This is a genomic window from Curtobacterium sp. MCLR17_042, from assembly GCF_003234695.1.
Classification (GTDB): Bacteria; Actinomycetota; Actinomycetes; order Actinomycetales; family Microbacteriaceae; genus Curtobacterium; species Curtobacterium flaccumfaciens.
Window position 1 is genome coordinate 24,318 of sequence record NZ_QKTD01000016.1, and the last position, 25,587, is coordinate 49,904.

At 71.7% G+C, this 25,587-nt stretch carries 22 protein-coding genes and 1 pseudogene; 5 read left to right on the forward strand and 18 right to left on the reverse strand.

Annotated elements, in window-relative coordinates; genetic code table 11:
- Window positions 1-9 precede the first annotated feature (9 nt).
- The 8 genes from manD to DEJ02_RS14885 all read right to left on the reverse strand — a co-directional run bounded on the left by manD (window position 10) and on the right by DEJ02_RS14885 (window position 8,977).
- Window positions 10-1,362, reverse strand: coding sequence for a D-mannonate dehydratase ManD (manD, locus tag DEJ02_RS14850; RefSeq protein ID WP_241660452.1), 1,353 nt, complete (start codon window positions 1,360-1,362; stop codon window positions 10-12).
- Complete coding sequence (locus DEJ02_RS14855) at window positions 1,359-2,642, reverse strand: mannitol dehydrogenase family protein (protein WP_111033601.1); 1,284 nt, start codon at window positions 2,640-2,642, stop codon at window positions 1,359-1,361. Before DEJ02_RS14855 ends, manD begins: the two co-directional genes overlap by 4 nt.
- Entirely contained in the window at window positions 2,639-3,526 is an 888-nt protein-coding gene (locus DEJ02_RS14860) for a sugar phosphate isomerase/epimerase (RefSeq protein WP_111033602.1), read from the reverse strand. Before DEJ02_RS14860 ends, DEJ02_RS14855 begins: the two co-directional genes overlap by 4 nt.
- A complete protein-coding gene (locus tag DEJ02_RS14865) occupies window positions 3,523-4,734 on the reverse strand; it encodes a Gfo/Idh/MocA family protein (RefSeq protein ID WP_111033603.1) in 1,212 nt (403 codons plus the stop codon). The genes DEJ02_RS14860 and DEJ02_RS14865 overlap by 4 nt, the downstream gene beginning before the upstream one ends.
- Window positions 4,731-5,570 (reverse strand): sugar phosphate isomerase/epimerase, encoded by an 840-nt coding sequence (locus tag DEJ02_RS14870; RefSeq protein WP_111033604.1) that lies wholly within the window; start codon window positions 5,568-5,570, stop codon window positions 4,731-4,733. The genes DEJ02_RS14865 and DEJ02_RS14870 overlap by 4 nt, the downstream gene beginning before the upstream one ends.
- Window positions 5,571-5,643: 73 nt before the next feature.
- Window positions 5,644-6,603, reverse strand: a complete 960-nt coding sequence (locus DEJ02_RS14875) for a carbohydrate ABC transporter permease (RefSeq protein ID WP_206647628.1) — start codon at window positions 6,601-6,603, stop codon at window positions 5,644-5,646.
- Window positions 6,600-7,622, reverse strand: a complete 1,023-nt coding sequence (locus DEJ02_RS14880) for a carbohydrate ABC transporter permease (protein ID WP_111033605.1) — start codon at window positions 7,620-7,622, stop codon at window positions 6,600-6,602. Before DEJ02_RS14880 ends, DEJ02_RS14875 begins: the two co-directional genes overlap by 4 nt.
- Window positions 7,622-8,977: an ABC transporter substrate-binding protein gene (locus DEJ02_RS14885; RefSeq protein WP_181440378.1), complete on the reverse strand. Its 1,356-nt coding sequence runs from the start codon at window positions 8,975-8,977 to the stop codon at window positions 7,622-7,624. The genes DEJ02_RS14880 and DEJ02_RS14885 overlap by 1 nt, the downstream gene beginning before the upstream one ends.
- Before the next feature lie 120 nt (window positions 8,978-9,097).
- Between DEJ02_RS14885 and DEJ02_RS14890 the strand changes: the two genes are divergently transcribed.
- The 3 genes from DEJ02_RS14890 to DEJ02_RS14900 all read left to right on the forward strand — a co-directional run bounded on the left by DEJ02_RS14890 (window position 9,098) and on the right by DEJ02_RS14900 (window position 12,573).
- The gene (locus DEJ02_RS14890; RefSeq protein ID WP_181440379.1) at window positions 9,098-10,270 is read left to right on the forward strand and encodes a LacI family DNA-binding transcriptional regulator; all 1,173 of its coding nucleotides are present in this window, start codon (window positions 9,098-9,100) and stop codon (window positions 10,268-10,270) included.
- A 63-nt stretch (window positions 10,271-10,333) separates the two neighbouring features.
- Complete coding sequence (gene uxaC / locus DEJ02_RS14895) at window positions 10,334-11,830, forward strand: glucuronate isomerase (RefSeq protein ID WP_111033606.1); 1,497 nt, start codon at window positions 10,334-10,336, stop codon at window positions 11,828-11,830.
- 134 nt (window positions 11,831-11,964) lie between these two features.
- Window positions 11,965-12,573, forward strand: a complete 609-nt coding sequence (locus tag DEJ02_RS14900; RefSeq protein WP_111033607.1) for a class I SAM-dependent methyltransferase — start codon at window positions 11,965-11,967, stop codon at window positions 12,571-12,573.
- A gap of 30 nt (window positions 12,574-12,603) precedes the next feature.
- Here the strand turns inward: DEJ02_RS14900 and DEJ02_RS14905 are convergent, their stop codons facing one another.
- The 3 genes from DEJ02_RS14905 to DEJ02_RS14915 are packed head-to-tail and all read right to left on the reverse strand — an operon-like array spanning window position 12,604 to window position 13,763.
- Window positions 12,604-12,981: a type II toxin-antitoxin system death-on-curing family toxin gene (locus DEJ02_RS14905; protein WP_111033608.1), complete on the reverse strand. Its 378-nt coding sequence runs from the start codon at window positions 12,979-12,981 to the stop codon at window positions 12,604-12,606.
- Window positions 12,978-13,181 (reverse strand): ribbon-helix-helix protein, CopG family, encoded by a 204-nt coding sequence (locus DEJ02_RS14910; RefSeq protein WP_175330845.1) that lies wholly within the window; start codon window positions 13,179-13,181, stop codon window positions 12,978-12,980. The genes DEJ02_RS14905 and DEJ02_RS14910 overlap by 4 nt, the downstream gene beginning before the upstream one ends.
- 42 nt (window positions 13,182-13,223) lie before the next feature.
- On the reverse strand, window positions 13,224-13,763 hold the full coding sequence (locus DEJ02_RS14915) for a gluconokinase (RefSeq protein WP_111033609.1): 540 nt from the start codon (window positions 13,761-13,763) through the stop codon (window positions 13,224-13,226).
- 112 nt (window positions 13,764-13,875) lie between these two features.
- Here DEJ02_RS14915 and gndA point away from each other — a divergent pair, with 112 nt between their 5' ends.
- Window positions 13,876-15,333: an NADP-dependent phosphogluconate dehydrogenase gene (gene gndA, locus DEJ02_RS14920; RefSeq protein WP_027464472.1), complete on the forward strand. Its 1,458-nt coding sequence runs from the start codon at window positions 13,876-13,878 to the stop codon at window positions 15,331-15,333.
- An 81-nt stretch (window positions 15,334-15,414) separates the two neighbouring features.
- Here gndA and DEJ02_RS14925 read toward each other — a convergent pair whose 3' ends face one another.
- Window positions 15,415-16,170, reverse strand: coding sequence for a hypothetical protein (locus DEJ02_RS14925; protein WP_146249300.1), 756 nt, complete (start codon window positions 16,168-16,170; stop codon window positions 15,415-15,417).
- Between the two features lie 109 nt (window positions 16,171-16,279).
- Between DEJ02_RS14925 and DEJ02_RS14930 the strand changes: the two genes are divergently transcribed.
- Window positions 16,280-17,914, forward strand: a complete 1,635-nt coding sequence (locus tag DEJ02_RS14930) for a molybdopterin-dependent oxidoreductase (RefSeq protein ID WP_111033611.1) — start codon at window positions 16,280-16,282, stop codon at window positions 17,912-17,914.
- A 359-nt stretch (window positions 17,915-18,273) separates the two neighbouring features.
- On the opposite strand, the gene DEJ02_RS14935 is transcribed toward DEJ02_RS14930, so the two are convergent.
- The 6 genes and pseudogenes from DEJ02_RS14935 to DEJ02_RS14960 form a co-directional block, all read right to left on the reverse strand.
- Window positions 18,274-19,053 (reverse strand): putative protein N(5)-glutamine methyltransferase, encoded by a 780-nt coding sequence (locus DEJ02_RS14935; protein ID WP_309147175.1) that lies wholly within the window; start codon window positions 19,051-19,053, stop codon window positions 18,274-18,276.
- Window positions 19,054-19,127: 74 nt separating this feature from the next.
- Window positions 19,128-20,105 (reverse strand): ribose-phosphate diphosphokinase, encoded by a 978-nt coding sequence (locus tag DEJ02_RS14940; RefSeq protein ID WP_027464468.1) that lies wholly within the window; start codon window positions 20,103-20,105, stop codon window positions 19,128-19,130.
- A 61-nt stretch (window positions 20,106-20,166) separates the two neighbouring features.
- Entirely contained in the window at window positions 20,167-21,594 is a 1,428-nt protein-coding gene (gene glmU / locus DEJ02_RS14945) for a bifunctional UDP-N-acetylglucosamine diphosphorylase/glucosamine-1-phosphate N-acetyltransferase GlmU (protein ID WP_111033613.1), read from the reverse strand.
- Window positions 21,595-21,745: 151 nt separating this feature from the next.
- On the reverse strand, window positions 21,746-23,128 hold the full coding sequence (locus tag DEJ02_RS14950) for an MFS transporter (RefSeq protein WP_071405221.1): 1,383 nt from the start codon (window positions 23,126-23,128) through the stop codon (window positions 21,746-21,748).
- Between the two features lie 212 nt (window positions 23,129-23,340).
- Window positions 23,341-24,282, reverse strand: a complete 942-nt coding sequence (locus DEJ02_RS14955) for an NAD(P)-dependent alcohol dehydrogenase (protein WP_375342370.1) — start codon at window positions 24,280-24,282, stop codon at window positions 23,341-23,343.
- A 131-nt stretch (window positions 24,283-24,413) separates the two neighbouring features.
- A pseudogene (locus DEJ02_RS14960) lies at window positions 24,414-25,472 on the reverse strand (ROK family protein); the annotation flags it as partial.
- Window positions 25,473-25,587: the final 115 nt, after the last annotated feature.

A 25,587-nucleotide genomic window follows, 5' to 3' on the forward strand; every position in this document is an offset into this window, starting at 1 on the left:
CGCCGGGGACTACCAGTCGTGGACGGTGCCGTCGGCCAGGCGGTTGAACGGCAGGTACGCCTGCTCGTAGGGGTACTTGCCGGCTTCGTCGACGTCGAGGCTGACCCCGAGGCCCGGCTCGTCACCCGGGTGCAGGTAGCCGTCGGTGAACGTGAACGTCTGGTGGAACACCTGGTTGGTCTGCGGTCCGTGCTGCATGTACTCCTGGATGCCGAAGTTGTGGATCGCGAGCCCGAGGTGCATCTGCGCGGCGAGCCCCACCGGGGAGATGTCGGTCGGCCCGTGGAACCCGGACTTGACCTGGTACAGCGCCGCGTACTCCATCGTCTTCTTGAGCGGCGTGACGCCGCCCATGTGCGTGACGGCACCGCGGACGTAGTCGATGAGCTGGTCGCGGATGATGTCCTTGAAGTCCCAGATGGTGTTGAAGACCTCGCCGATCGCCAGCGGCGTCGTGGTGTGCTGCCGGACGAGCTTCAGGGCCTCCTGGTTCTCGGCGGGGGTGCAGTCCTCGAGCCAGAACAGGTCGTAGGGCTCGAGCGACTTGCCGAGCTTGGCGGCCTGCAGCGGGGTCATCCGGTGGTGACCGTCGTGCAGCAGCGGCAGTTCGGGACCGAACTCGTTGCGGACGGCCTCGAACACGGTGGGCACGTGGCGCAGGTAGGCGCGGGTGTCCCAGTCCTCCATCGCGGGGTACGCACCGCGCTGGGCGGGCTCGAAGTCGTAGCGGACGCCGGCGTTGCCCTCGGTGGTCCTGTTCGACGCGATGCCGTAGATGGACTCGAGGCCGGGGACACCGGTCTGCACGCGGATGGAGCGGTAGCCCTCTTCCTGGTGCTCGCGGATGGAGTCGAACAGCTCGGGCAGCTCCTTGCCCGAGGCGTGGCCGTACGCCATGAGCCCGGTGCGCGATGCCCCGCCGAGTAGCTGGTACAGCGGCATCCCGGCGACCTTCGCCTTGATGTCCCAGAGGGCCATGTCGACGGCCGCGATCGCGGCCATGGTGACCGGACCACGGCGCCAGTACGACGACCGGTAGAGGAACTGCCAGGCGTCCTCGATGCGGCTGGCGTCACGGCCGACGAGCAGCGGGACGACGTGCTCGGACAGGTACGCGGAGACCGCGAGCTCGCGGCCGTTCAGGGTGGCGTCGCCGAGTCCGGTGACGCCGTCGGCCGTGGTGAGCTTGAGCGTCACGAAGTTCCGGTTCGGGCTGGTCACGATGACCTCGGCCCGCTCGATCAGCTGGCCGCGGTCCGCCGAGGCCCAGGTGTCCGGACGGCCGGCGGTGGTCTCGGCGGGCCCGCTGTCGGTGGCACCGGGGACCGGGGCTGCGGGGTTGGTGGTGGTCGTGTCGGTCATGCGTGGACTCCTCCGTTGGAGCGTTCGCGGGCGCGTGCCGCGGCGGTGCGGATGCGGTCGGCCGCCGCCGTCACGGCGGCGACCACGGGGGTGGTGTCGAGTTCGGGCGCGACGACGGCCAGGACGTCGTGCACGTCCGAGTCTGGCCCGGGGGCACCGGGGTCGTCCACCAGGTCGGGTTGCTCGGTGACGTGCAACCACCACGCGGCGAGGGCGGTGGCCGCTCCGGTGCCGATGCCGGCCGAGGGGTCGCGGGCGAGCCGGTGCCGCACGACGTCGACGACACGGACGGGCAGCTTCTGCGAGCCGCCGGACGCGATCTGCCGCAGCGTGTGCCGGATGCGCGGGTTGGCGAACCGTTCGACCAGGGCCGTGCGGGCGTCTTTGACCTCGGCCTCGGGCAGCGGGAGTTCGAGCGCGGCTTCGTCCCAGAGCTGCTCGACGGCGGTGCGGCAGACCGGGTCGTCCATCGCCTCGGCCACGGTGTCGTGGCCGAGCTGCAGCCCCAGGTAGGCGAGGAGCGAGTGCGAGCCGTTCAGCAGCCAGAGCTTCCGCTGCTCGTACGGGGTGACGTCGTCGACGATCCGGACGCCGGCCGTCTGCCACGCGGGCCGGTCGGTGCCCGCGAAGGCGTCCTCGAGCACCCACTCGGCGAACGGCTCGGTGACGACGGGGACCCGGTCTCCGGCGAGCGCACCCGGCAGTTCCGAGAGGCGCGCGACGTCGTCGTCGGTGGTGGCCGGGGTGATCCGGTCGACCATCGAGCTCGGGAACGTGACGTTCGCCTCGATCCAGTCGTGCAGGGCGTCGTCGGTGACGGCGTCGAGCACGGCGTCGCGCAGGACCGCCCCGTTGCGCGTCAGGTTGTCGAGACTGACCAGCGCGATGCGCCCGGACCCGGCGGCACGGCGGGCGTCGAGCCCCGCGACCAGCCGCGCCGGCACGTCGGAACCGGGTCGGTAGCCCTGCTCGGTGACCGTCAGCGTGACGATGGTCGTCTCCGGGGACGCGACCACGTGCCTCCAGGCCGTGTCGTCGCTGCCGGGGTGGGCGGCCACGATCGTGTCGACCACCTCGGCTCCGTCGCCGGACGCGGCTCGGGTGACGAGCGTGTACCGGCAGTCCTGCGCGGCCAACGCGTCCGCGGCGGCGGGCGAGCGGCCGGTGAAGGCGGTGATGCCCCACGGCTCCCCCGTGGTGTGGGCGGTGTACCAGGCGAGGTGGGCACGAGCAAAGGCCCCCACCCCCAGGTGGACGATGCCCGGACGCCGATCGGTCATGCCGACACCGGCACGAGGGAGCGGAGGTACGCCAGGTTGTCGGCGGTGCGGGCCTCGAGCGGGAGGTCGGTGGAGAAGTCCTCGATGGTGACCCACCCGTCGTACCCGACCTGGCGGAGCGCGTCGAGGTACTCGGACACCGACGCCTGGCCGGTGCGCAGGGGTGCCCACTCGTGCTGCCAGATCGAACTGCCGTCGGCACGGGCGTCACCGGTGTCGACCCAGCGGGCGTTCTTCACGTGGGCGTGCGCCAGGTACGGCCCGAGCAGTTCGAACGCGGCGAGGTGGTCCTCGTACCCCTCGATCACGAGGTTGCCGAGGTCGTGGATGACGCCGACGTGTGCGGGGTCGAGACCGTCGATCAGTCGCAGTGCTGCGGAGGCCGACGGCGTGATCGTCATGTGGTGCAGCTCGACGAGTGCTTTCACGCCGAGCTCCGACGCACGCGACGCGACCCACTCGAGGTCGGCGCGGGTGCGGTCGAAGAGCTGCGGGTAGGTCTCACCGGTGCGTTCCTTCTCGGCACGGTAGTGCGGCATCGTGACGCGGACCTGCCGGGCGCCGAGTTCGCTGGTCACGCGCAGCATCGTCTCGACGCCGTCGTGGTCGGCGGCCGGCTGGTAGCCGCCGATGCCCGAGTACTCGAGGCCGGCGGCGTCGGTGACCCGGGCGATCTCGCCGACCCGGTCGCGGATGCCGGTGTACTGCCAGGTCGAGTTGTTGCCCGCCCAGAACGACCGCTCGGCGGGGACCTCGACGCCGTCGGCCGGGCGGTCGTCGACGATGCGCCACTCGATGCCGTCCCAGCCCTGTGCGGCCAGGGTCTCGGCGGCTTCGGACGGGGTCCAGTCGGGGGTGGAGGCGGTGAACACGGAGAACTTCATCGGGTGGCTCCTTCGGTCGCGCTGGCGGTGGCGGGTGTGCCGACGACCGGCACCACGTCGTCGTACGTTCCCTCGATCACGTCGTCGATGCGCACGGGTCGCCCGAGCGTCGCGCTGACGTAGAGCCCGCGGACGGTGGCGAGCGACACGAGGGCCGCGTCGACGGTGACACCCGGTTCGCGTCCCTGCCGGATCGCGTCGACGATGTCCGTGTACTGCCGAGCGTGCCCCGCGGCGAAGTGGTCGGGTTCGGCCGGGCCGCCGACGACGTGCTCGGGCGGGACGATCTGGTCCTTCTGGTCGACCGCACCGGCGACCGCGGTGGCGTTCGACGTGGTGGACGCGGACTCGAGCGTGGCGGTGTCCGGGGCGATGTGGAAGTACGCGAGCCGGTCGTCGTCGACGATGGCGGAGCCGTGCGTGCCGTACACGGCGTACCGGGCGGAGAGCCCCGGGTACGCGGCGGTCGTGCAGTGGACGACCCCGAGCGCCCCGCCGGCGAACCGGACGGTGGCGACGGCGGTGTCCTCGACCTCGATCCGGTCGTGCGCGAGCAGGCCGGTCTGCGCGGAGATCTCGACCGGACGACCGAGGGCCCAGACGAGCAGGTCGACGGTGTGCACGCCCTGGTTCATCACCGCGCCGCCGCCGTCGAGCGCCCAGGTGCCGCGCCAGTCACCGGAGTCGTAGTACCCCTGCGACCGGTACCACGCGACGCTCGCGAGCCCCGAGGTCACGGTGCCGAACCCGCCGTCGTGCGCGGCCCGGGCGACGGCCGCCGACGCCGGGTCGAAGCGGTGCTGACTGATGACGCTCGTGACGAGCCCGCGGTCACGAGCGGCTGCGGCGAGCGCCGCGATCTGCCGGGCCCTGGGCATCGTGGTGTCGAGCGGCTTCTCGATGACGACGTGCTTGCCGGCGGCCAGGGCGGCCTCGGCGAGCTGCACGTGCATGCCGGACGGCGAGCAGATCGCGACGACGTCGATGTCGGTCTGTTCGATCGCCTCCTCGATGGTGGACGTCGTGATCGGGCGGGCGACGCCCATCGCCTCGATTGCGTCGGCTGCGCTCGTGGCGGCTTCGGGCACGGCGTCGACGAGGGCGACGACCTGCAGGTCAGGGTGGTGGACGGCGACGGTGGCGTGGTGGCGTCCGATGACACCGGCGCCGACGACGGCCAGGCGGAGCGGGTTGGTGGGTTCGGTCATCGCAGGGTGACTCCGATCTGGTCGGTGAGGGTGCGGAAGGCCCGGCCGGCACGACCGAAGGCCGCGGGGCCGGAGAACCCGCCGAGGGAGGTGAAATCGCTGAGGTGCGGCTCGAGCGAGGCGTAGCCGGAGTACCCGGCGTCGCGGAGGGCGGTCAGGGTCTCGACGAGTTCGCCGTCGCCCTCGCCCGCGGGGACCACCGACGAGTCGGCGGCGAGGGCGTCCTTGACCTGCAGGTAGTCGACGTACGGGGCGAGCTGCTCCCAGCCGTCGGTGAAGGGCCGGACGCCGCACTGCACGTAGTTCGCGTTGTCCCAGGCCAGGCGGAGCGCGGACGAACCGACGCTCTCGACGATGTCGAGCACCCGCGCGGGGACGTCGCCGTAGATGTCCTTCTCGTTCTCGTGCAGCAGGGTCACGCCCTCACGCTCGGCGAGGTCGGCCAGCGCCCGCATCCGGACGAGGACGTCGTCGCGGACGTCCTCGGGGCTGCGGCCCTCGAAGTAGAACGAGAAGATCCGGATGTTCGTCGTGCCGAGGGCGTGCGCGGCACGGATCGCACGGGCGAGCCGAGACACCTCGTGCTCGACGGGTTCGTCGACGGGCACCTTGCCGATCGGCGAGGCGATCGCGGACACGGTCTGCCCGCGCGCGTCGAGCAGCCGGTGGAGTCCGGCGAGCTGGTCCTCGTCGAGGTCGACGACGTTGACGCCCCAGGCGCTGCGGACCTCGATGGCGCTCGCGCCGAGCGCCTGGAGGACCGCGACCTGGACGACCGGGTCGGCGTCGATCTCGTCGCCGAAACCGGAGAGTTCCCAACTGGGCTGGTCGGTCATGGTGTCCTTTCGTTCGGACGGGAGGCGCGTGGCGGGGCCGCCACGGGCCTCCAGTCCGGTTCTGGGTTGCGGCCTACTTGACGGAGCCGGCGGTGAGCCCGCCGACCAGGTAGCGCTGGAAGATCAGGTACAGGGCGACGACGGGGACGGCGCAGACGATCGAGGCGGCCATCATCTGGCCGTAGATCGGGACGGCGCCGCCCTCTTGGGTGGTGCCGAGCACCTGCAGCACCACGGCGACCGTCCGGGTGTTCGGGGTCGTCATGATCGTGGAGAACAGGACGTCGTTCCAGCCGAGCAGGAAGGCGAAGATCGCGGACACGACGATGCCGGGCCACGACAGCGGGAGCACGATCTTCGTCAGGATCTTCGTCGAGCTGGCGCCGTCGATGCGCGCCGCTTCCTCGAGTTCCTTCGGCAGGCCGCGCAGGTAGGTGACCATCACCCACGTCGAGAACGGCAGGGCGAAGGTCAGGTAGGTGACGAACAGGCCCCAGCGGGTGCCGATGATCTGCACGCCGGTGGCACTGGCGATGTTCGAGAACACCACGAAGACCGGCAGGAGCAGGAGCGTGCCGGGGATCGACTGCAGGGCGAGGAGCCCACGCAGGATCGTCAGCCGCCCGAGGAACCGGAACCGGACGAGCACGTAGGCCGTGGACACGGCGAGCGCGGCACTCGCGACGGCGACGGCACCGGCGGTGAGCATCGAGTTCACCAGTCCCTCGCCGAGGGCGACCGTCGACCAGATCTCGACGTAGTTCGACAGCGTGAACTCCGACGGGAAGTACTCGCCACGGGCGACGGCGACGTCGGAGTTGACGGAGCCGAACAGGATGTAGAGCACCGGCACGGCGATGAACGCGATGATCACCGCGATGACGGTGACGAGGAGCCAGCGCGGCAGCAGCCGGGTGACGTCGGTGTCGTAGGGACGCTTGCTCCGTCGGCCGCCGCTGCCGGTCGTGATGCTCTCGGTGAGCGTCGCGGTGGGGCGGGTGCGGGTGCTGAAGGACGTGCTCGGGGTGGTCATGCGCGTGCTCCGTCGATGTCGGCGGCGGTCGGGGCGGCTGCGAGCGTGGCGCGGTCGGCGCGACGCTGCTTCCGGTTGGGGCCGGCGTCGTCGCCGGTGTCGAGCTTGACCGCCCGCAGGTAGACGAACAGCGGGATCGCGACGATCACGAGCGAGCAGATCGCCATCGCTGCGGACAGGCCGAAGCGGAACGACTGGAAGCTCGCGATGTACGTCAGGACGGGCATCACCTCGACGCTGGACGGCAGCGGGATGCCGAACAGCACGAACGGCAGCGTGAAGTTGTTGATGTTGTGCAGGATCGAGATGATCACCGCGAGGCTGAGGGGTCCGCGCAGGTACGGGAAGATGATGTACCGCAGCTTCGCCCACCAGGTCACCCCGTCGAGCGCTGCGGCCTCGTGCACCTCGTTGTCCACGGCCTGCAGTCCGGCCAGGGACAGCAGGTAGACGAAGGGCCAGCTCGTCCAGATCATCACGCCGGCGAGCGCCCAGTACGACGCCGAGCCGTTCAGCCACAGCACGTCGGTGTGCAGGATCGAGTTCACGACCCCCTGCGGCTGGAGCATCGTGCGGAAGAACGTGCCGACGACGAACGCGGGGAGCACGTACGGGATCAGGTAGATCGAACGGACGAGCCCGCGACCGGGGAACCGGTTCTGCGTCGAGATCGCGGCTGCGACGCCGATCGGTACGGTCACCGCGGTGACGAGCACCGACAGCGACACCGAGATCCAGATGGAGTGCAGCAGCGGCGAGTTCGTGAACGCCTCGGTGAAGTTCGCGAACCCGACGAAGGGGGCGCTGAACCACTGGCGGAGCGTGTACTGGTCGAGGTCGAGCATCGCGATCCAGAAGCCCACCACCAGCGGCACCACGATGACGGCGAGCATGAGGACCCCGCCGGGCAGGAGCATCCACAGCGGGCGCTCGCGTTTGTACAGGGGCGTCTTGCCGGCCGGGCGGACTGACCGGGGCGGCGCCGCGTCGGTGCGGGGCCTGGTCTGCGTGCTGGTCATCACAGACCTCCGTTCTTCTGACGGTCGAGGGTGGCCTGGGCGTCCTTCTGGGCGTCCTGCAGTCGCTTGCGGAGCTGGTCGTCGGTGACCTCGCCGGACTTCAGCGACGGGATCGACTGCACGACCACGTCGACCAGGGCGAGCTGGATGTCGGACCAGGCGCCGGTGAACGCGGTCGGCTTGGACAGGCGGCCGGCGTCGATGATCGGCTTGAGCTGCGGGTTGTCGGCTGCAAGGTCGGCGGCGGCCGAGGCGTTGGTCGGCAGGTTGCCGAACAGGTCGTAGTACTCGAGCTGGGCCTTCGGGGCGCTGAGCTGCTTGACGAACGCGAACGACAGCTCCTGCTTGCTGCCGTAGTCGGCGACGACCCAGTTGTCGCCGGACAGGATGCTGGCGGCCTCGATGCCGTCGGACGGCCGCTCGGACGCCCCCGGCGGGACGGTGGGCAGCAGGGCGAACTCGTACTTGCCGTCGACCTTGGTGTCCGTGAAGGAGTTGATGGCGGTGGTGGTCGTCATCGGGAAGAACGCGGCCTTGCCCTCGGTGAACTGCGCGAGGGCCTGGGCGTTGTTCCAGCCGATCGCGGCCGGGTCGACGACGCCGTCCTTCGTGACCCAGTCGAAGTAGGTGCGGTAGGCGTTCTCGACGGCCTCGCTGTCGATCTCGGCCTTCGAGCCGTCGACGATCGTGTTGCCGGCGTTCTGGGCCATCCCCCACACGAACTTCCAGGGGTCGAAGCCGTCGGCGTAGGCGATCGCCATGCCGTGGCGCCCGTCACCCGTCGTGGCCTTCGCGTCGGCGGTGAGCTCGTCCCACGTCGTGGGCATGTCGGTGATCCCGGCCTTCGCGAGCAGGTCCTTGTTCACGGCCATCACGAACGGCCGGCTGGCGAACGGGATCCCGATCTGCTTCGACGCACTCGGACCGGAGATGCCGAACGACGCGGGGTCGAACTGGTCCTTGCCGCCGATCGCGTCCCACTCCTTCGTGCCCATCTCGACGAAGGCGCCGGTGGCGTAGGCGGTCGGGGTGAACGTGGTGCCGATCGCGTAGACGTCGGGGCCCTGGCCGGAGATGACGCTCGTCTGGATCGCGGTCAGTTCCTCCTGCGCGGACGAGTAGGTCTCCCACTGGATGTCCGCACCGGTGGTGCGCTTGAACTCGGCGGCGGTGTCCCGCTGCCACTGCTTGCGTTCCTTGGGGTAGGTGGTGTCCGCGCCCATCATCACGCGGAGGGTGTTCGGGTCGTCGCCGCTGCCGTTCACCACGGCGCATCCCTGCAGGGACAGTGCGGCGAGGGCGACCACGGCGACGGCACCGACGAGGGGGCGGACTTGCAGTCTTCGCGTCTTCACGGGGGTTTCCTCCTCGAGACCTCCTCCGAGCGGCGCTGCTCGGTGGCACCACTGTTCCGCCGTTGGCAACTTGCGGCAACCGGTTGCCACTTGTTGCCAGACGCGAATACGTTCGGCCTCGTGAAGGACCTCTCGACGGACGGCGGCGGGCGCACGGGCGGTGCCGCTGGCGCTGCTGGTAGCGCCGCTGGCGCGGGCGACGCTGGTGCTCGCGTTGCCGGTACTCGCGCCGCTGGTGCTCGCGCTGCCGGTGCCGGTGCCGCCGCTGGTGCCGCGCGTCGCGTCACCATCCGCGACATCGCCGACGCGACCGGGGTCGCCGCCTCCACCGTCTCCCGCGCCCTGTCCCTGCCCGACCGGGTCAACGCCATCACCCAGGAGCGCATCCAGCAGGCGGCCCGCGAGCTCGGGTACGTCGCCAACTCGCAGGCCCGGGCGCTGACCTCGGGCCGCACCCGCGCCGTCGCCGTGCTCGTGTCCGACATCACGAACCCGTTCTACTTCGACGTCATCCGCGGCACGCAGCACCAGCTCGCCGGGGCCGGCTGGACCCAGTTGCTCGTCGACACCGAGGAGTCCGCAGACGCCGAGATGGCCGCGCTCACCGCCGTCGGGGCGAAGGCCGACGGGGTCGTGCTCACCGCGTCACGCCTGTCCGACGCGCAGATCGCCCGGTTCGCCGAGCGGATCCCCCTGGTCGTCGTGAACCGCAGGCCCGCAGGCGTGCCCTCGGTGCTCATCGACACCCCCGGCGGCGTCGAGCAGGCGGTCCAGCACCTGGTGTCGCTGGGACACCGGGAGATCCTGTACGTCGCCGGGCCGGACAGCTCGTGGTCGAACGAGCGACGGTGGCGAGCACTCGTGCAGGTCGCCAAGCGCCTGGGCGTCCGCGTCGCCCGGGTCGGCCCGCACGCGCCCTTCGTGGACTCCGGTGCCGCCGCTGCCGACGCCGCCGTGCACGCCGGGGCGACCGCGTGTATCGCCTTCAACGACCTGATCGCCATCGGGATGCTCGCCCGACTACGGGAGCGCGGGGTCCGCGTCCCCCGGGACATGAGCATCGTCGGCTGCGACGACATCTTCGGCGCCGACTTCTGCAACCCGCCGCTCACCACGATGACCTCGCCGATCGAACGGGCCGGCCGGGTTGCGATCCGGATGCTGCTCGGCCGCCTCGGCGCCCTGCCCGCCGACGAGCTGCCGGGGGAGCACATGTCCGGCGCCGTCGCCCTGCCCACCCACCTGACCGTGCGCGAGTCGACCGGACCGGCGCCCCGTGCCGGAACCGCCTGATCCGGAAATCCCGCCGCCCCACACTCGCACCACCCGAACTCGCCGTCCCCGAAGGAGTCGATGATGACCCGCACCAGCACCCCCACCCGGCTCGCACCGCACCCCGACCGGCTGTTCCCCGCCGATCCCGGAGCGCGAGCCGTGGCACGCACCGTGTACGAGGCGGTCAAGGACGCCCCGATCATCTCGCCGCACGGGCACGTCGATGCGGCGCTGATCGCCTCGGACCAGCCGTTCAGCGACCCTGCGTCGCTGCTCATCACGCCCGACCACTACGTGCTCCGCCTGCTGCACGCGAACGGGGTGGACCTGGCCGCGCTGGGACGCGCGGACCTGTCGGGGTCCCGCCCGGGCTCGCAGGCTCGCCCGGCGGCGTCGGCGCATCGCTGGCGCGATGCCGCTGAGCCGACGCCGCCAGGCCGTGCCATCTGGCGGCAGCTGGCGGAGCACTGGGACGACTTCCTCGGGACCCCTGTGCGCTACTGGTTCGAGACGGAGCTGCACGACGTGTTCGGGCTCGACCAGGCGCCGTCCGCGGCGAACGCGGACGACCAGTACGACCACATCGCCGGCCTGCTGGCGTCCCCCGCCTTCCGGCCACGCGCGCTCTTCGACGCCTTCGGCATCGAGGTCCTCGCCACCACGGACGGCCCGGCGGACGACCTCGCTGCGCACGCGCAGCTCGCGGCGGATCCCGGCTTCACCGGCCGGGTGCTCCCCACGTTCCGCGCGGACGCCGTGTTCGACCCGACGCGGTCGGACTGGAGGCCCGTGGTCGCGTCGATCGGCGAGGCCGCCGGCATCGACACGGGCACCCACGCAGGGCTGCTGGCGGCTCTCCGCGCACGTCGCCGGTACTTCATCGAGCACGGTGCGACCGCCACGGACACCGGGGTGCTCGACGCGGGCTCCGCTCCCCTGCCGTCGAGCGAGCGGGAACGCATCCACGCCGCGGCGCTGCGCGACGCGTCGTCGGTCACCGAGACCGAAGCGACGGCGTACCGGCACGACATGCTCTACCGCTGGGCGGAGATGAGCGTGGAGGACGGCCTCGTCATGCAGCTGCACCCCGGGGTGATCCGGAACCACCACACCCCGACGCTCGAGCGCTTCGGGCCGGACACCGGGCACGACCTGCCGGCCGTCGGGTCCTTCACCGAGCCGCTCCGGCCGCTGCTCGAGTCCTTCGGCACCGCTCCCGGGTTCCACCTCGTGCTCTTCACCGTCGACGAGACCGTCTTCTCGCGCGAGATCGGGCCGCTCGCGGGCTTCTACCCCGCCGTGTACGCGGGCGCGCCGTGGTGGTTCATCGACACCCCGGCGGCCATCGGGCGCTACCGGTCGGCCGTCACCGACTCGACGTCGTTCACCAAGACCTCCGGGTTCATCGACGACACCCGTGCGTACTGCTCGATCCCCGCGCGGCACGACATGGCGCGGCGGGCGGACGCGGCGTACCTGGCGTCGCTCGTGGTCACGCACCAGGTCTCGGAGGAGGACGCCGTCCGCACCGCCCGGCGCATCGTGTCCGACATCCCGAAGGCGACGTTCAAGCTCTGACGCTGGCGGGCGCGGCGTGGTGCTGCGCGGCGCTGCCCCGTGGTGCGAGGTTCCGTGCCTGGTGCGAGGGGTGCCGGGTCGCACGCAACACGGAACCTCGCACGATTCGGCGCTGCGGCGGTACGGTCGGGCGCATGACGGAGCGGGTGACGGCGGCGTACAGCGCTCGAGCTGACGAGTACGCGGCGCTGCTCGGGTCGATGGACGCCGTCCACCCCGACGACCGAGCCCTCGTCGACGCCTGGGCAGCCGGTCGCAGCGGTCCCCTGGTCGACGCCGGGTGCGGCCCCGGTCACTGGACGGCGCACCTCGCACGGCAGGGGCACCGTGTCAGCGGCATCGACGCGGTGCCGGAGTTCGTCGAGCACGCACGACGGACGCACGGCGCGGTGGACGCGGACATCGACTTCCGGGTCGCGTCGCTCGACGCGCTCCCGCTCGCGGACGGCAGCGTCGACGGGGTCCTGGCCTGGTACTCGGTGATCCACCACGAACCGTCGCGGATCGTTGGGGCACTCGCCGAGTTCCGTCGGGTGCTCACCCCCGGCGGTGGGCTGCTGCTCGGGTTCTTCGAGGGTCCCGCGGTCGAGGCCTTCGACCACGCCGTCGTCACCGCGTACCGCTGGCCGGTCGCGTCCCTGGCGGCGCTGCTGGAAAAAGCGGGGTTCGAGGTCGTGGACGTCCACACCCGTTCGGCTCCGGAACACCGGCCGCACGGGGCGATCAGTGCGGTGCGGCGCTGATCGCTGACCGCTGTCCGTTCCAGCGGCCGATCAGGCGTCCGAGACCATCGCGGTCAGAGCAGCAGCGATCTCCGGCACGGCATCGAGTTCCCCCTCGGCGATCGCGACGATGAAGTCGTACGCCTGATCGTTCGAGGCGTGGAGCCGGACGCCGTTCACGCCGAGGAAGACCACGAGCAGCATCAGCCCGAGGCGCTTGTTGCCGTCGACCAGGGCGTGGTTCCGGACGGCGGAGTGGACGAGCGCCGCCGCCTTCTCGACCAGCGTCGGGTAGGCGTCGTTCCCGCCCACCGACGCGGCAGGTCGCGCGACCGCCGCCTCGAGCAGCCCGACGTCGCGGATCGCGGAGTCAGCCCCCAGGGTCCGACGAGCGACGTGCAACGCCTCGTCGGTCGTGAGGTGGATCACTTGCCGAGTCGTTCGAGCGCCTCGGCGTAGCGCGGGAGTTCTCGGTCGAGGATGCCGTCGATCAGATCGCTGCGGCTGTGCTGCTCGACGTACTCGCGGATGGCGGCGCGGGCGACGTCCTGCATCGAGCGCTCCTCGAGGTCAGCACGCTTGCGCAACGCCGCTGCCTCGTCGTCGTCGAGTCGGAGGGTCATGGCCATGGGGTCGATGGTATCAAGAGTGGTATCTGAACGGGACGCCCGTCAGGCGGTGGTGACCGCGAGCGCCGCGAGGATCTCCCGCACGGTGTCGTCGACCGATCCGCCGATCGACAACGCGACGGCGGCCTCGTCGGGCTGCGGCCGCTCGAGGGTCGCGAACTGCGAGTCGAGCAGCGTCGTCGGCATGTACTCGTGCTGGCGGTGGGACTGCCGTTCGGCGATCAGGTCGCGCGTCCCGTCGAGGAAGGCGATGACGAGACCCGGCGCGGACTCGCGCAGACGGTCCCGGTAGGCGCGCTTGAGCGCCGAGTTCGCCATCACGCACCGGGAGCCGTCCGATTCGACCGCGGCGATCCGCGCGGCGCAGGCGTCGAGCCACGGCCAACGGTCCTCGTCGGTGAGCGGGATGCCCTGCCGCATCTTCTCCTTGTTGGCGACCGGGTGCAGGTCGTCGGCGTCGACGAAGACGCACGGTTCGCCCTGCGCGACCAGGGCGTCGGTGAGCGCCTGGCCGATGGTGGACTTGCCGGAGCCGGAGACCCCCATCACGAGGACGGGCGGGTGGACAGCGAGCTCGCTCATCCCTCCACAGTATTGATCCGGTGAACTCTGGTCCCCAGTTCCCGCAACACCTGTGCGATCCCAGACCGCCGGTCGTAGGTTGGGCGCCAACGTCAGGACAAAGGAGGCCCTCGTGGCAGACAACAACGGTCAGGCGAACATCGGAGTCGTCGGACTCGCAGTGATGGGCTCGAACCTCGCCCGCAACCTCGCATCGCGCGAAGGCAACACGGTGGCGGTCTACAACCGCACCTACGCCCGCACCGAGGAGCTGCTCCAGGAGCACGGCGACGCCGGGTTCATCGCGTCCGAGGACATCGACGGGTTCGTCGCCTCGCTGTCGAAGCCCCGGACCGCCATCATCATGGTGCAGGCCGGCAAGGGCACCGATGCCGTGATCGGTCAGCTCGCCGAACGGTTCGAACCGGGCGACATCATCGTCGACGGCGGCAACGCGAACTTCCACGACACCATCCGACGTGAGCACGACCTGCGCGAGAAGGGCCTGAACTTCGTCGGTACGGGCATCTCCGGTGGTGAAGAGGGCGCCCTCAAGGGTCCATCGATCATGCCCGGTGGCTCGAAGGAGGCCTGGGAGACGCTCGGGCCGATCCTGAAGTCGATCGCTGCGGTGGCCGAAGGCGAACCGTGCGTGACACACATCGGTACCGACGGCGCCGGGCACTTCGTCAAGATGGTGCACAACGGCATCGAGTACGCCGACATGCAGCTCATCGCCGAGTCGTACGACCTGCTCCGTCGCGTCGGCGGGCTCTCGGTGGAGGACCTGGTGCAGGTCTTCGACGAGTGGAACAAGGGCGACCTCGAGTCCTACCTGATCGAGATCACCGGCGAGGTCCTCAAGCAGCGCGACGCCGACACCGGCAAGCCGCTCGTCGACGTCATCCGTGACGCGGCCGGCTCGAAGGGCACCGGCGTCTGGACCGTGCAGAACGCCGTGGGCCTGGGCATCCCTGTCTCGGGTATCGGCGAAGCCGTGTTCGCCCGCGCCGTGTCGTCGAAGCCGACGCAGCGTGCCGCCGTGCAGCAGTCGGTCAAGAACCGTCCGCAAATCGCCGAGGTGCCGGACACCTTCGCCGACGACGTGCGTGCGGCGCTGTACGCCTCGAAGGTCGTCGCGTACGCACAGGGCTTCGACCTCATCATCGCCGGGGCGAAGGAGTACGGCTGGGACATCGACCTCGGCAACGTCGCGAAGATCTGGCGGGGTGGCTGCATCATCCGCGCTCAGTTCCTGAACCGCATCGTCGAGGCGTACGCCGAGAACCCGAAGCTCGAGTCGCTGCTGGTCGACCCGTACTTCGCGAACGCGGTGGCCGAGGGCGAAGCCGCCTGGCGCCGCATCGTCGGCATCGCGGCTGCGTCGGGCGTGCCCGCGCCGGGCTTCTCGTCCGCGCTGTCGTACTTCGACTCGCTCGCGTCCGACCGTCTGCCGGCGTCGCTGATCCAGGGCCAGCGCGACTTCTTCGGCGCACACACCTACCAGCGCATCGACAAGGACGGCACCTTCCACACGCTGTGGTCCGACGACGACCGCCGCGAGGTCGAGCAGGAGCCGTCCACGCACTGACGACCGCACCCGCTGCCGACCACGGAGGTCGGTGCGGGATCGGCAAGGAGGGCCTCGCTGAACCCGGGGCCCTCCGCTGCGTCAGGCGACGATGCGTTCCCGCGCCAGGTCGGCGACGAGCCGGTCCAGCCGTGGACCGCGACCGAGCAGCCGACGCGAACCGGGGGCGGTCCGGACGAAGAACGTCGCCACCGCGGGGGTGTCGTCCGGTCGTACGTGGTGGATCGCCACCGCACACGCGCGGCGAGCGCCAGCGGAACGGCCAGGGCGCTCGGAGCCACCGTCTCGCCCCGAGCCGTCCGAGCCGTCGACGCCGTCCGCCACGTCTTCGAGTCCGACGTGCACGACACGACTCCACCGGATCACGAGCAGCCGGGTCGCCCGCCGTTCGTCGAGTTCCCACAGGGAGGCCTCGGTGGCGCCGAAGGCCCAGGTCACGCGCGAACCGAGGTGGGTGTCCGGACGGACTTCGTCGACGACGCCACGGAGTTCGGGCGTCGGCGCCGCCGGCACGAGCCACACCGTCGGGTCGATCCGCCGGATGGCGAGCGCGAGGGCCTCGTCCGCCTGCCGCCGCCGTGCCGTCGCGGTCCGCACGACGGCGACCACGATGACCACGACGCCGAGCGCGATCGCGCCGAACTCGACGATGCCGTACCAGGAGAGGTCGACGCCCGGCGCCGTCGAGACCACGACGATCCGGGTGATCAGGAGGACCAGCCAGACGACGACGATGACCCAGCGCAGGGTGGCGAGTCGACGTGCCGGAGACATCGGTGTCCGCCCGGCACCGCGGGCACGACCGGACCGCGGGACACCATCCGGACGCTGCAGCACGGTCCGATCCTCCCACGAGCCGCGCGCCACCTGCTGGCCGAACCCGATGAACGCGCGGGGAAGCGCGCACACACAGCCCACGAGCGGCCGGGCGACCTACGCTCGGGCGGTGACCACCGAGACGACGGAAGAACCGATCGGCCAACCGACGGCGGGTCCGTCGGACGGCCAGGGCGGGCCCGATGCCCCTTCGACCCGACGTTGGACGCTGATCGCCGCGATCGTCGGCGTCGTGGCCGCCGCCGCGTTCCTCGGTGTCGCCGAGTTCGGCGCGCTGCTGCTCGGCGGAGCTGGTAGCCCGCTGGTCTCCGTCGGGTCCGCCGTCATCGACCTCGCTCCCCCGGGTGCGAAGGACTTCATGGTCGCCGTGTTCGGCACCGGGGACAAGGTCGCCCTGTTCGTGCTCATGACGGTGATCGTCATCGCGATCAGCGCCGGTGCCGGTGTCCTCGAACGTGCACGACCGCCCTTCGGTGCCCTCGTGTTCGCCGCCGGTGGTGTGCTGGCGCTGCTTGCCGTCAGCACCCGCTCGGGCAGCGGGACCCTCGACGGCGCCCCGACGGTCCTCGGCATCGCGGCGGCGGTGGTCGTCCTGCGCCTGCTGCTCCAGCGGTTGCGCCGGTGGGAGGCCGCGGCGACCGTGCCGACGGCGGCACCGCGACCCGCCTCGGCGGAGCGCCGCACGTTCCTGGTCTGGGGCGTTGCGACGGCGACCGTCGCGGTCGTGGTGGGCACCGCCTCCCGGCTGGGGTCGTCCGCGATGCAGGCGGCCGCTGCTGCGAGGCGAGCCATCCGGCTGCCCGCCTCGGCGACCGCTGCGCCGGCGGTCCCCGCGGGTGCGTCGCTCGACGTCGACGGCATCACCCCGTACATCACGCCGAACGCCGACTTCTACCGGATCGACACGGCCCTGCGCGTGCCGCAGGTCGACCCCGCCGACTGGTCGCTCCGCATCCACGGCGCGGTCGAGAACGAGATCACGCTGACGTGGGACGAGCTGCTCGCGCTGCCCCTCGAGGAGCACGTGGCAACCCTGAGCTGCGTGTCGAACGAGGTCGGCGGTGACCTCATCGGCACGGCCCGCTGGCTGGGCTACCCCATCCGGGAGCTCCTCGCCCGTGCACGTCCGACGGGCGATGCCGACATGGTCCTCTCACGGAGCATCGACGGGTTCTCCGCCGGCACCCCGCTCGACGTGCTGCAGGACGACGGCACCGCGGCGCTGCTCGCGGTCGGGATGAACGGCGAGCCCCTGCCGACCGAGCACGGGTTCCCGGTGCGGATGGTCGTGCCGGGCCTGTTCGGGTACGTCTCGGCGACGAAGTGGGTCACCGAGCTCGAGGTCACCCGGTTCGCCGACGCGCAGGGCTACTGGACCCCGCGCGGCTGGTCGGAGCGTGGCCCGGTCAAGCTCGAGTCCCGCATCGACACCCCGCGGAACGGGTCGACCGTGACCGCGGGTAAGCCGGTCGCGATCGCGGGGGTCGCGTGGCAGCCGCACAAGGGCGTGAAGGCTGTCGAGGTCCGCGTCGGAGGCGGCGACTGGCAGCGCGCCGAACTCGCCGACTCGGTCTCCGCGGACACCTGGCGGCAGTGGGTGGTGCGCTGGACGCCGACCGCCGGCTCGCACCGCATCGAGGTGCGCGCGACCAGTGCGGACGGCGAAGTGCAGACGAGCGTGGACCGGCCACCGGCGCCGAACGGCGCGACGGGCTGGCACACGGTGACGGTCGACGCGCGCTGACGCTCCGGGAGCGGTCTGCGACACGCCCGCTCACGCCGGTCGAGGTCGCAGAAAGCGTCGGTTCGTGGGCGCCCGGGCGACACTTCGTGCCGCCTCGGCGAACCTGAGCGGCATGTCGTGACCGCTCGGTGCCGGCGCGCTCCGGTCACCCGACGGCCTGGAGGCCCGGTGACAGCCCGCCCCGCCCCTCACCCTGGTCGCGCGACACGCCACGTGCGTCGCGCCAGGGGTGCAGAAAGCGTCGGTTCGCGGACGCGCAGGCGACACTTCGTGCCGCCTCGACGAACCTGAGCGGCATGTCCTGACCACTCGGCACCAGGACCAGGAAGGCAGACCAGGGGCAGGCGGGCAGACCGGGGTCAGGCGGGCAGGGTCGCGACGACGCAGGTGCCGTCGACCTCGGCGTCCCGCTCGACCACGGTGGAGAAGCCGGCGGCCGTGAACGCAGCGGCGGACGCCTCGGCCTGGGCCTCGGACACCTCGATGACCACGGCACCACCGGGGCGGAGCCACTCCCCCGCGCCCGCAGCGATCCGGCGGTGCAGGTCGAGGCCGTCCGCACCACCGTCGAGGGCGACACGGTGCTCGTGCTCGCGGGCCTCGGCCGGCATGAGCTCGATCGAGGCCGTCGGCACGTAGGGGGCGTTCACCGCGATGACCGCCACGGCTCCACGGAACCGATCGGGCAGCGGGGTGAACAGGTCACCGGCGACGACGATGCCGCGGTCGCCGATGTTCTCGGCCGCGACGTCGACGGCGTCCGGGTCGATGTCCGTGGCGACGAGGTCGAGCGCGCCGACCCGACCGAACAGGGCCACCGAGATCGCACCGGCGCCGCAGCACAGGTCGACCACCCGGTCGTAGCGCTGCAGCCGACGCGCAGCCTGCTCGACGACGACGGTGGTGCGGGCTCGCGGCACGAAGACCCCGGGGGCCACCCGGATGCGGTGCCCGTCGAAGGCGGCCCAGCCGAGCACGTACTCGAGCGGCTCACCGGCCAGCCGACGCTGCACGAGGCTCCGGAGCCGCACCGGCTCACCGTCACCGGCCTCGAGCAACAGGTCGGCTTCGTCCTCGGCGAAGACGCTCCCCGCGGCCCGGAGCCGGGCCGCGAGGGCGTCACGCGCGGGGTGGGTCACCACGGGCAACGGGACACGTCACGTCGCGGAGATGGTCCTGCGCCGTCGGCTGTGCCCATGGTTCGACGGCTCCGCTACGCTGCGCCGTCGAACATCGACGTCACGGAACCGTCGTCGAAGACCTCGTGGATGGCACGGGCGATGAGCGGGGCGATCGGCAGGACCTCGAGGCGGTCCCAGCGCTTGTCCATCGGCAGGGGCAGGGTGTCCGTCACGACCACGCGGTCGATGAACTCGCTCTGCAGCAGCTCGGTGGCGGGGTCGGAGAACACGGCGTGGGTCGCGGCGACGACGACTCCCGTGGCGCCGGCGTTCTTGAGCGCCTCGGCAGCCTTGGCGATCGTGCGGCCGGTGTCGATGAGGTCGTCGACGAGCAGGCACACGCGGCCGCTGACGTCACCGACGATCTCGTGCACCGAGACCTGGTTCGGCACGAGCGGGTCGCGGCGCTTGTGGATGATGGCGAGCGGGGCGCCGAGCTTCTCGGACCAGATGTCGGCGACACGGACGCGGCCCATGTCGGGCGACACGACGGTGAGCGTCTTCGGGTCGAGGATCTGGCGGAAGCGCTCGAGCAGCACCGGCATGGCGAACAGGTGGTCGACGGGGCCGTCGAAGAAGCCCTGGATCTGCGCGGCGTGCAGGTCGACGCTCATGATGCGGTGTGCGCCGGCGGCCTTGAACAGGTCGGCGACGAGGCGGGCTGAGATCGGCTCGCGGCCACGGCCCTTCTTGTCCTGTCGGGCGTACGGGTAGAACGGCGCCACGACCGTGATGCGCTTCGCCGAGGCACGCTTCAGCGCGTCGACCATGATGAGCTGCTCCATGAGCCACTCGTTGATCGGCGCGGTGTGCGACTGGATGACGAAGGCGTCGCAGCCACGGACCGACTCGTCGAAGCGGGCGTAGAGCTCACCGTTCGCGAAGGTCCGGGCATCGGTCGGCACGAGGTCGACCCCGAGCTCCTCCGCGATCTCGGCAGAGAGCGCCGGGTGTGCTCGCCCCGAGACGAGGACGAGTCGTTTCTGGCCGGTTGTCTTGATTCCGGACAAGTGCGGTGCTCACTCCCTGACCCACGAGGGGTCGATGTCGGCGACGGGTGGTCGCCGGGATCTATTCGCCGTTCGCGAGCCGAGCAGCCTCGGCCGCCGGTGTGCCGGGTCGGTGTTCCTCGACCCATCCGTCGGTGTTGCGCTGTGGGGCGTAGCTGATCGCGAGCGATCCTGCCGGAACGTCCTTGCGGACGGTGGTCCCGGCGCCGGTGTACGCACCGTCACCAATCCTAACGGGGGCGACGAACACGTTGTGCGAGCCTGTACGCACGTTCGAGCCGACCTCGGTGCGGTGCTTGTGCACGCCGTCGTAGTTCGCGGTGATGGTGTTCGCGCCGATGTTCGAGTCCTCGCCTACCTCGGCGTCGCCGATGTAGGACAGGTGCGGGACCTTGCTGCCCCGCCCGATCCGGGCGTTCTTCGTCTCGACGAAGGTGCCGATCTTGCCGTCGTCACCGAGGATCGTGCCCGGCCGCAGGTAGGCGAACGGGCCCACCGAGGCACCGTCCCCGATCACGGCGAGGGTGGCGTCGACGCGGTTCACGGTGGCGCGGGCGCCGACCTCGGTGTCGCGCAGCGTGGTGTCCGGTCCGACGACGGCACCGGCGGCGATCGCGGTGGCGCCGATGAGCTGGGTGCCGGGCAGGACCTCGGCGTCGGGCTCGATGGTGACGTCGAGGTCGATCCAGGTGGACGCGGGGTCCTGCACGGTGACGCCGGCGAGCTGGTGGCGGCGGACGATGCGGGCGTTGAGTTCACGCGCGGCGTCGGAGAGCTGGGCACGGTCGTTGATGCCAGCGACGAGCCACGGGTCGGTCAGGGTGACCACGTCGATGCGCCCGCCGCGCTCGCTGATCAGCGCGGGAGCGTCGGTGATGTACTTCTCGCCCTGGGCGTTCGCCGTGGTGAGCGACGGCAGGGCCGCCCGGAGGCGTGCCACGTCGAACGCGTAGATGCCCGCGTTCGCCTCGGTGATGGTCAGCTGCTCGGCTGTCGCGTCCTTGTGCTCGACGACGCTGACGAAGGCGCCGGAGGCATCGCGCACGATCCGTCCGAGGCCGGTCGGGTCCGGGGCGATGGCACTCACGAAGGTCGCGCCGTTGCCGCCGCCGACGTGGGCGTCGACGAGGAGCCGGAGCGATGCGGCGTCGAGCAGCGGGACGTCGCCGGACAGCACCACGACGGCGCCGTCGAAGTCGGCGGGCAGCGCTTCGACCGCGACCTCGACCGCACGGCCGGTGCCGGGGACGTCGTCCTGGTCGACGACGATCGCGTCGGGGGCGCGCTCGACGACCTCGGCCGCGACGATGTCACGCTCGTGCCGCACGACGACGGCGACGTGCTCGGGGCTGAGCGACGACGCCGTGCGCAGGACGTGCCCGATGAGCGGCAGTCCGGCGAGCCGGTGCAGCACCTTGGGCGTGGACGACTTCATGCGCGTGCCCTGCCCGGCGGCGAGGACGACGACGGCGATGCGCTGGTCGGTCATGCACCCCATCCTGGCGCACCGCGACCCGGGCCGCCCGACGCGACCACGGCCCTGTGCGGAACCGTGCGCACAACCGCAGCCTGTGGACGGACGGGAACCGCGCCTCCAGGCCGCCTGACGGGGAGCTCTGGCAGACCCCGCACGCCGAGGATCAGGCCCGCGCGCCCTGCGGTTCCCGCTTGACGAACGCCATCAGCACCAGCCCGGCGATGAGCACGACGACCACGCCGAGGATCCCGAACCGGGTCGACCCACCGACGGTCACCGCGACGCCGAACAGCGCCGGCGCGAGGAACGACGCGGCCCGGCCGGTGGTGGCGTAGAGGCCGAAGAGCTCGCCCTCGCGGCCGGGGGTCGTCAGCCGCGCCAGGTACGCGCGGGACGAGGACTGCACCGGGCCGACGAACACGGCGAGGGTCAGCCCGAGCACCCAGAACCACTGCGTCTCGTTGCCGGCGGCGAAGACCCCGACCCCGCACACGGCGAGGCCGACGAGCGAGACCATGATGAGCGCACGCGACCCGAACCGGTCGTCGAGGCGTCCGGAGACGAACGTCGCGATGCCGGCCACGACGTTCGCGGCGATGGCGAACAGGATGACCTGCGACGGCGTGAACCCGAACACCTGCGCGGCGACGATCCCGCCGAACGTGAAGACGGCCCCGACACCGTCGCGGAACACCGCGCTGGCGAGCAGGAACGCGAGGACGTTGCGGCGCTCGCGCCACAGCCGCGCGATGTCCCGGCCGAGGTCCGCGTAGGCGCTGAACACGCCGCCGCCGCGGGTGCGGTCGGGCACCGCTTCGGGCACGGTGAGGAACAGCGGGATCGAACTGACGGCCAGCCAGACGGCGGCGATGCCGATCGCGACGCGGACGTCCCACTGCCCGGTGGCGACGGTGGCCGGCAACTGCAGGAGCCCGCCGACGACCCCGTCGCCCCGGAAGTCCTGGATGCAGAGCACGAGCAGCAGGACGAGCAGCACGATCCCGCCGAAGTACCCGGCCGCCCACCCGATGGCGGAGACGCGGCCGGTGCGTTCCCCGGAGGCGACCTGCCCGATCATGGCGTTGTAGCCGACGCTCGCGATCTCGTAGGCGACGGTCCCGATGCCGAGCAGGGCCGCTCCGAGCAGCAGGTACGGCTGGCTCGGCGCGACGAAGACCATGCCCCCGATCGACAGCGCGACGCCGATCGTGGCGATGAGGACCGACCGACGGCGGTGTCCGGACGAGTCCGCGAGCCGCCCCATGGCCGGCGCCACCAGGGCCACGACGATGCCCGCGATGGTCAGTGCGGTGGACACGACGGCCGCGTTGTGCGCGAGCTCGCGTTCCACGATCGCCTTGCCGGCCGCGGACGTGTCGCCGACGAGCGCCGGGTCCACGAACGCCCGGCTGGCCAGGTAAGTGCTGAACACGAAGGTGGTGACGACCGCGTTGAACGCGGCGGAACCCCAGTCCCAGAGCGCCCAGGAGACGAGCGCGCGCCGGTCGGTGCGCTGCGGCACGACGGCGGCCGGTGAAGCGGTCATGCGCGAACCGTAGCGCGTCCCGGTGACGCGGCGGTGGCCCCGTTCCGGGTCACGTGCCGGACGGGAGGCGCGGGGCGGCCTGGCCCCGGGCCTCCCGTCCGCACCGTGCGTGCGTCGTCACCCGGTGCGCGCTTCCGCGCACCGTGCCCGGCTGCAACGCCGCACAAGGCGCGCAACGCGGCCCGGGCCGGCGAAGCCCGCACCGTGCCTGCTCAGGCGGGGACACCGCCGGGGTAGACGACGGACTTGAGCGACTCCGGGTCGGTGTCGCTCTCGAGGGCCTCGCGGACGTCGTCGAGCCCGAAGCGACCGGTGACGAGCGAGTCGAGGTCGACCTGCCCGGACGCGACCAGCTGGATCGCGACCGGCCACGTGTTCGTGTACCGGAAGATCCCGGTGACCGTGACCTCGAGGTTCTGGATGTGCTCGACCGGCAGTGTCATCTCGGAGTTGCCGAGCCCGACCAGCACCGCGGCACCCGCCGGACCGACCGCCTTGATGCCGTCCGACACCGCTCGGGGTGCACCGCTGGCGTCGATGAACGCGTCGACGGGGACGATGTCGGACGCGACGGACACGGCGGTGGGGTCGACGACCTCGGTGGCGCCGTACTCCAGGGCCCGCGCACGGCGCTCCGGCACGAGGTCGCTGACGACGATGCGCGACGCACCGAAGGCCTTCGCGACCTGGGCGCAGATGATGCCGATCGGACCGGCACCGGCGATGAGCACCGACGAACCGGGCACGATGCCCGCCTTGCGGACGGCGGCGATGCCGACGGACAGGGGCTCGAGGAGCGCGCCGGCCTCGAACGAGACGGCGTCGGGGAGGACGTGCGCGAACTCGGCCTCGATGGTGACGAACTCGGAGAAGGCCCCGTCGACCGGCGGCGTCGCGTAGAAGCGCATGTGCGGGCAGAGGTTGTAGCGGCCGGCCAGGCACTGCGCGCAGCGGTGGCAGGGGCGCTGCGGCTCGATGGCCACGCGCTCCCCCACGCGGGACGGGTCGACGCCCTCGCCGACGGCCTCGATCGTGCCGGAGAGCTCGTGCCCGAGGACGAGGGGCTCCTCGACGACGAAGTCGCCGATGCGGCCGTGGCGGTAGTAGTGCACGTCGGAGCCGCAGACACCCACGGCGGCGACCCGGACGAGCACGTCGCCGGGGTCGGTGCCGGTGCCGGTGCCGCCGGCATCGTGGCGTCGCGCAGCAGCTCCGCGAAGCCGATCTCGGCGGCGCCACGGACCAGGACGTCACGGCCGAGTGCCGCCGGGACGATCCGGAGCCGATCGGTCATCGCGGCCATCGTCTGCGCCCGGACGTCGGTCTCGACCCGGTCGCCGACGTGCCCGAGCAGCGCACCGAGGAACCCGCCGAGCACGACGACCTCGGGGTCGACGGTGTGGATGGCGTTCCGGAGCGCGGTCGCGAGTGCGGTGACCTGTCGGTCGACGACCCGCTCGACCTCGGGCCGGCCCTCGGCGAGCGCCGCGGCGAGCGCGTCGAGGTCGTCCGGCGGGGTCCCGGTGACGGCGGTGAGGGCGGAGCGTGAGGCCTCGGTCTCCAGGCAGCCGACCGCACCGCAGTGGCAGCGGATCCCGTTCGCCGCGACGAAGGTGTGCCCGAGCTCGCCCGCGTACCCGTCGGCGCCGCTGAAGGGCCGGCCGGCGCTGACGATCCCGCCGCCGATGCCGCTCGCGCCACCGTTCAGGTAGACGAGGTCGTCGACGCCGCGGGCGCTGCCGTACAGCCGTTCCGCCCAGGCGCCGAGGTTGGCGTCGTTCGCGGCCCGGACCGGCAGCCCCAGGCGTTCCGCGAGCGGTGCGGCGAGGGGTTCGTCACGCCAGCCGAGGTGCGGGGCGTCGCGCACGGTGCCGTCCTCGACCCGGACGATGCCGGGCACGGCGACGCCGACCCCGACGATCCGGGCCGCCGGTCCGGTGCGGGCGAGGAGTGCTGCGAGGACCCGGGCGACGGCCTCGATCGCCTGCGCCGCGGTGGGCACGGTGGTCTGCGGCTCGACCAGCCGGTCGCGGACGGTGCCGTCGAGGCCGACGAGGGCGACCCCGACCGCGTCGATCTCGACCGTGACCGCGGCGGCGAGGACGTCGGCGGACGCCCGGACGACCCCGCTCGGCCGTCCGACACCGGCACCCGGGGTCCCTGCGGCGGGGGTCTCCTCGTGCACGAGCCCGGCGTCGACGAGTTCCCCGACGAGCGCGAGGATCGTCGAGCGGTTCAGGCCGGTGCGCCGGGTGAGCTCGGCGCGGGTGACGGGGCCGTCCTCGTGGACGAGCCGGAGGACGCGCGCGGCGTTGCCCGGCGTCGCCGTGGGCTGCCGTGCCATGGGTCCTCCTCGGTGGTGGGTGCGGTCGTGGGTGGGGTTTCGGGCTGAGCGACGAGTTTCGCACCGGCGGGCCCGTGAACTGTCGCGCAGCGCGAAACCTCGGCGACCGCGTCGG

Excerpts from the sequence above, each read along its gene's own strand:
- manD (WP_241660452.1), bottom strand. The coding sequence starts at position 1,362 with ATGACCGACACGACCACCACCAACCCCGCAGCCCCGGTCCCCGGTGCC.
- DEJ02_RS14855 (WP_111033601.1), bottom strand. The coding sequence starts at position 2,642 with ATGACCGATCGGCGTCCGGGCATCGTCCACCTGGGGGTGGGGGCCTTT.
- DEJ02_RS14860 (WP_111033602.1), bottom strand. The coding sequence starts at position 3,526 with ATGAAGTTCTCCGTGTTCACCGCCTCCACCCCCGACTGGACCCCGTCC.
- DEJ02_RS14865 (WP_111033603.1), bottom strand. The coding sequence starts at position 4,734 with ATGACCGAACCCACCAACCCGCTCCGCCTGGCCGTCGTCGGCGCCGGT.
- DEJ02_RS14870 (WP_111033604.1), bottom strand. The coding sequence starts at position 5,570 with ATGACCGACCAGCCCAGTTGGGAACTCTCCGGTTTCGGCGACGAGATC.
- DEJ02_RS14875 (WP_206647628.1), bottom strand. The coding sequence starts at position 6,603 with ATGACCACCCCGAGCACGTCCTTCAGCACCCGCACCCGCCCCACCGCG.
- DEJ02_RS14880 (WP_111033605.1), bottom strand. The coding sequence starts at position 7,622 with ATGACCAGCACGCAGACCAGGCCCCGCACCGACGCGGCGCCGCCCCGG.
- uxaC (WP_111033606.1), top strand. The coding sequence starts at position 10,334 with ATGACCCGCACCAGCACCCCCACCCGGCTCGCACCGCACCCCGACCGG.
- DEJ02_RS14900 (WP_111033607.1), top strand. The coding sequence starts at position 11,965 with ATGACGGAGCGGGTGACGGCGGCGTACAGCGCTCGAGCTGACGAGTAC.
- DEJ02_RS14910 (WP_175330845.1), bottom strand. The coding sequence starts at position 13,181 with ATGGCCATGACCCTCCGACTCGACGACGACGAGGCAGCGGCGTTGCGC.
- DEJ02_RS14915 (WP_111033609.1), bottom strand. The coding sequence starts at position 13,763 with ATGAGCGAGCTCGCTGTCCACCCGCCCGTCCTCGTGATGGGGGTCTCC.
- glmU (WP_111033613.1), bottom strand. The coding sequence starts at position 21,594 with ATGACCGACCAGCGCATCGCCGTCGTCGTCCTCGCCGCCGGGCAGGGC.
- DEJ02_RS14950 (WP_071405221.1), bottom strand. The coding sequence starts at position 23,128 with ATGACCGCTTCACCGGCCGCCGTCGTGCCGCAGCGCACCGACCGGCGC.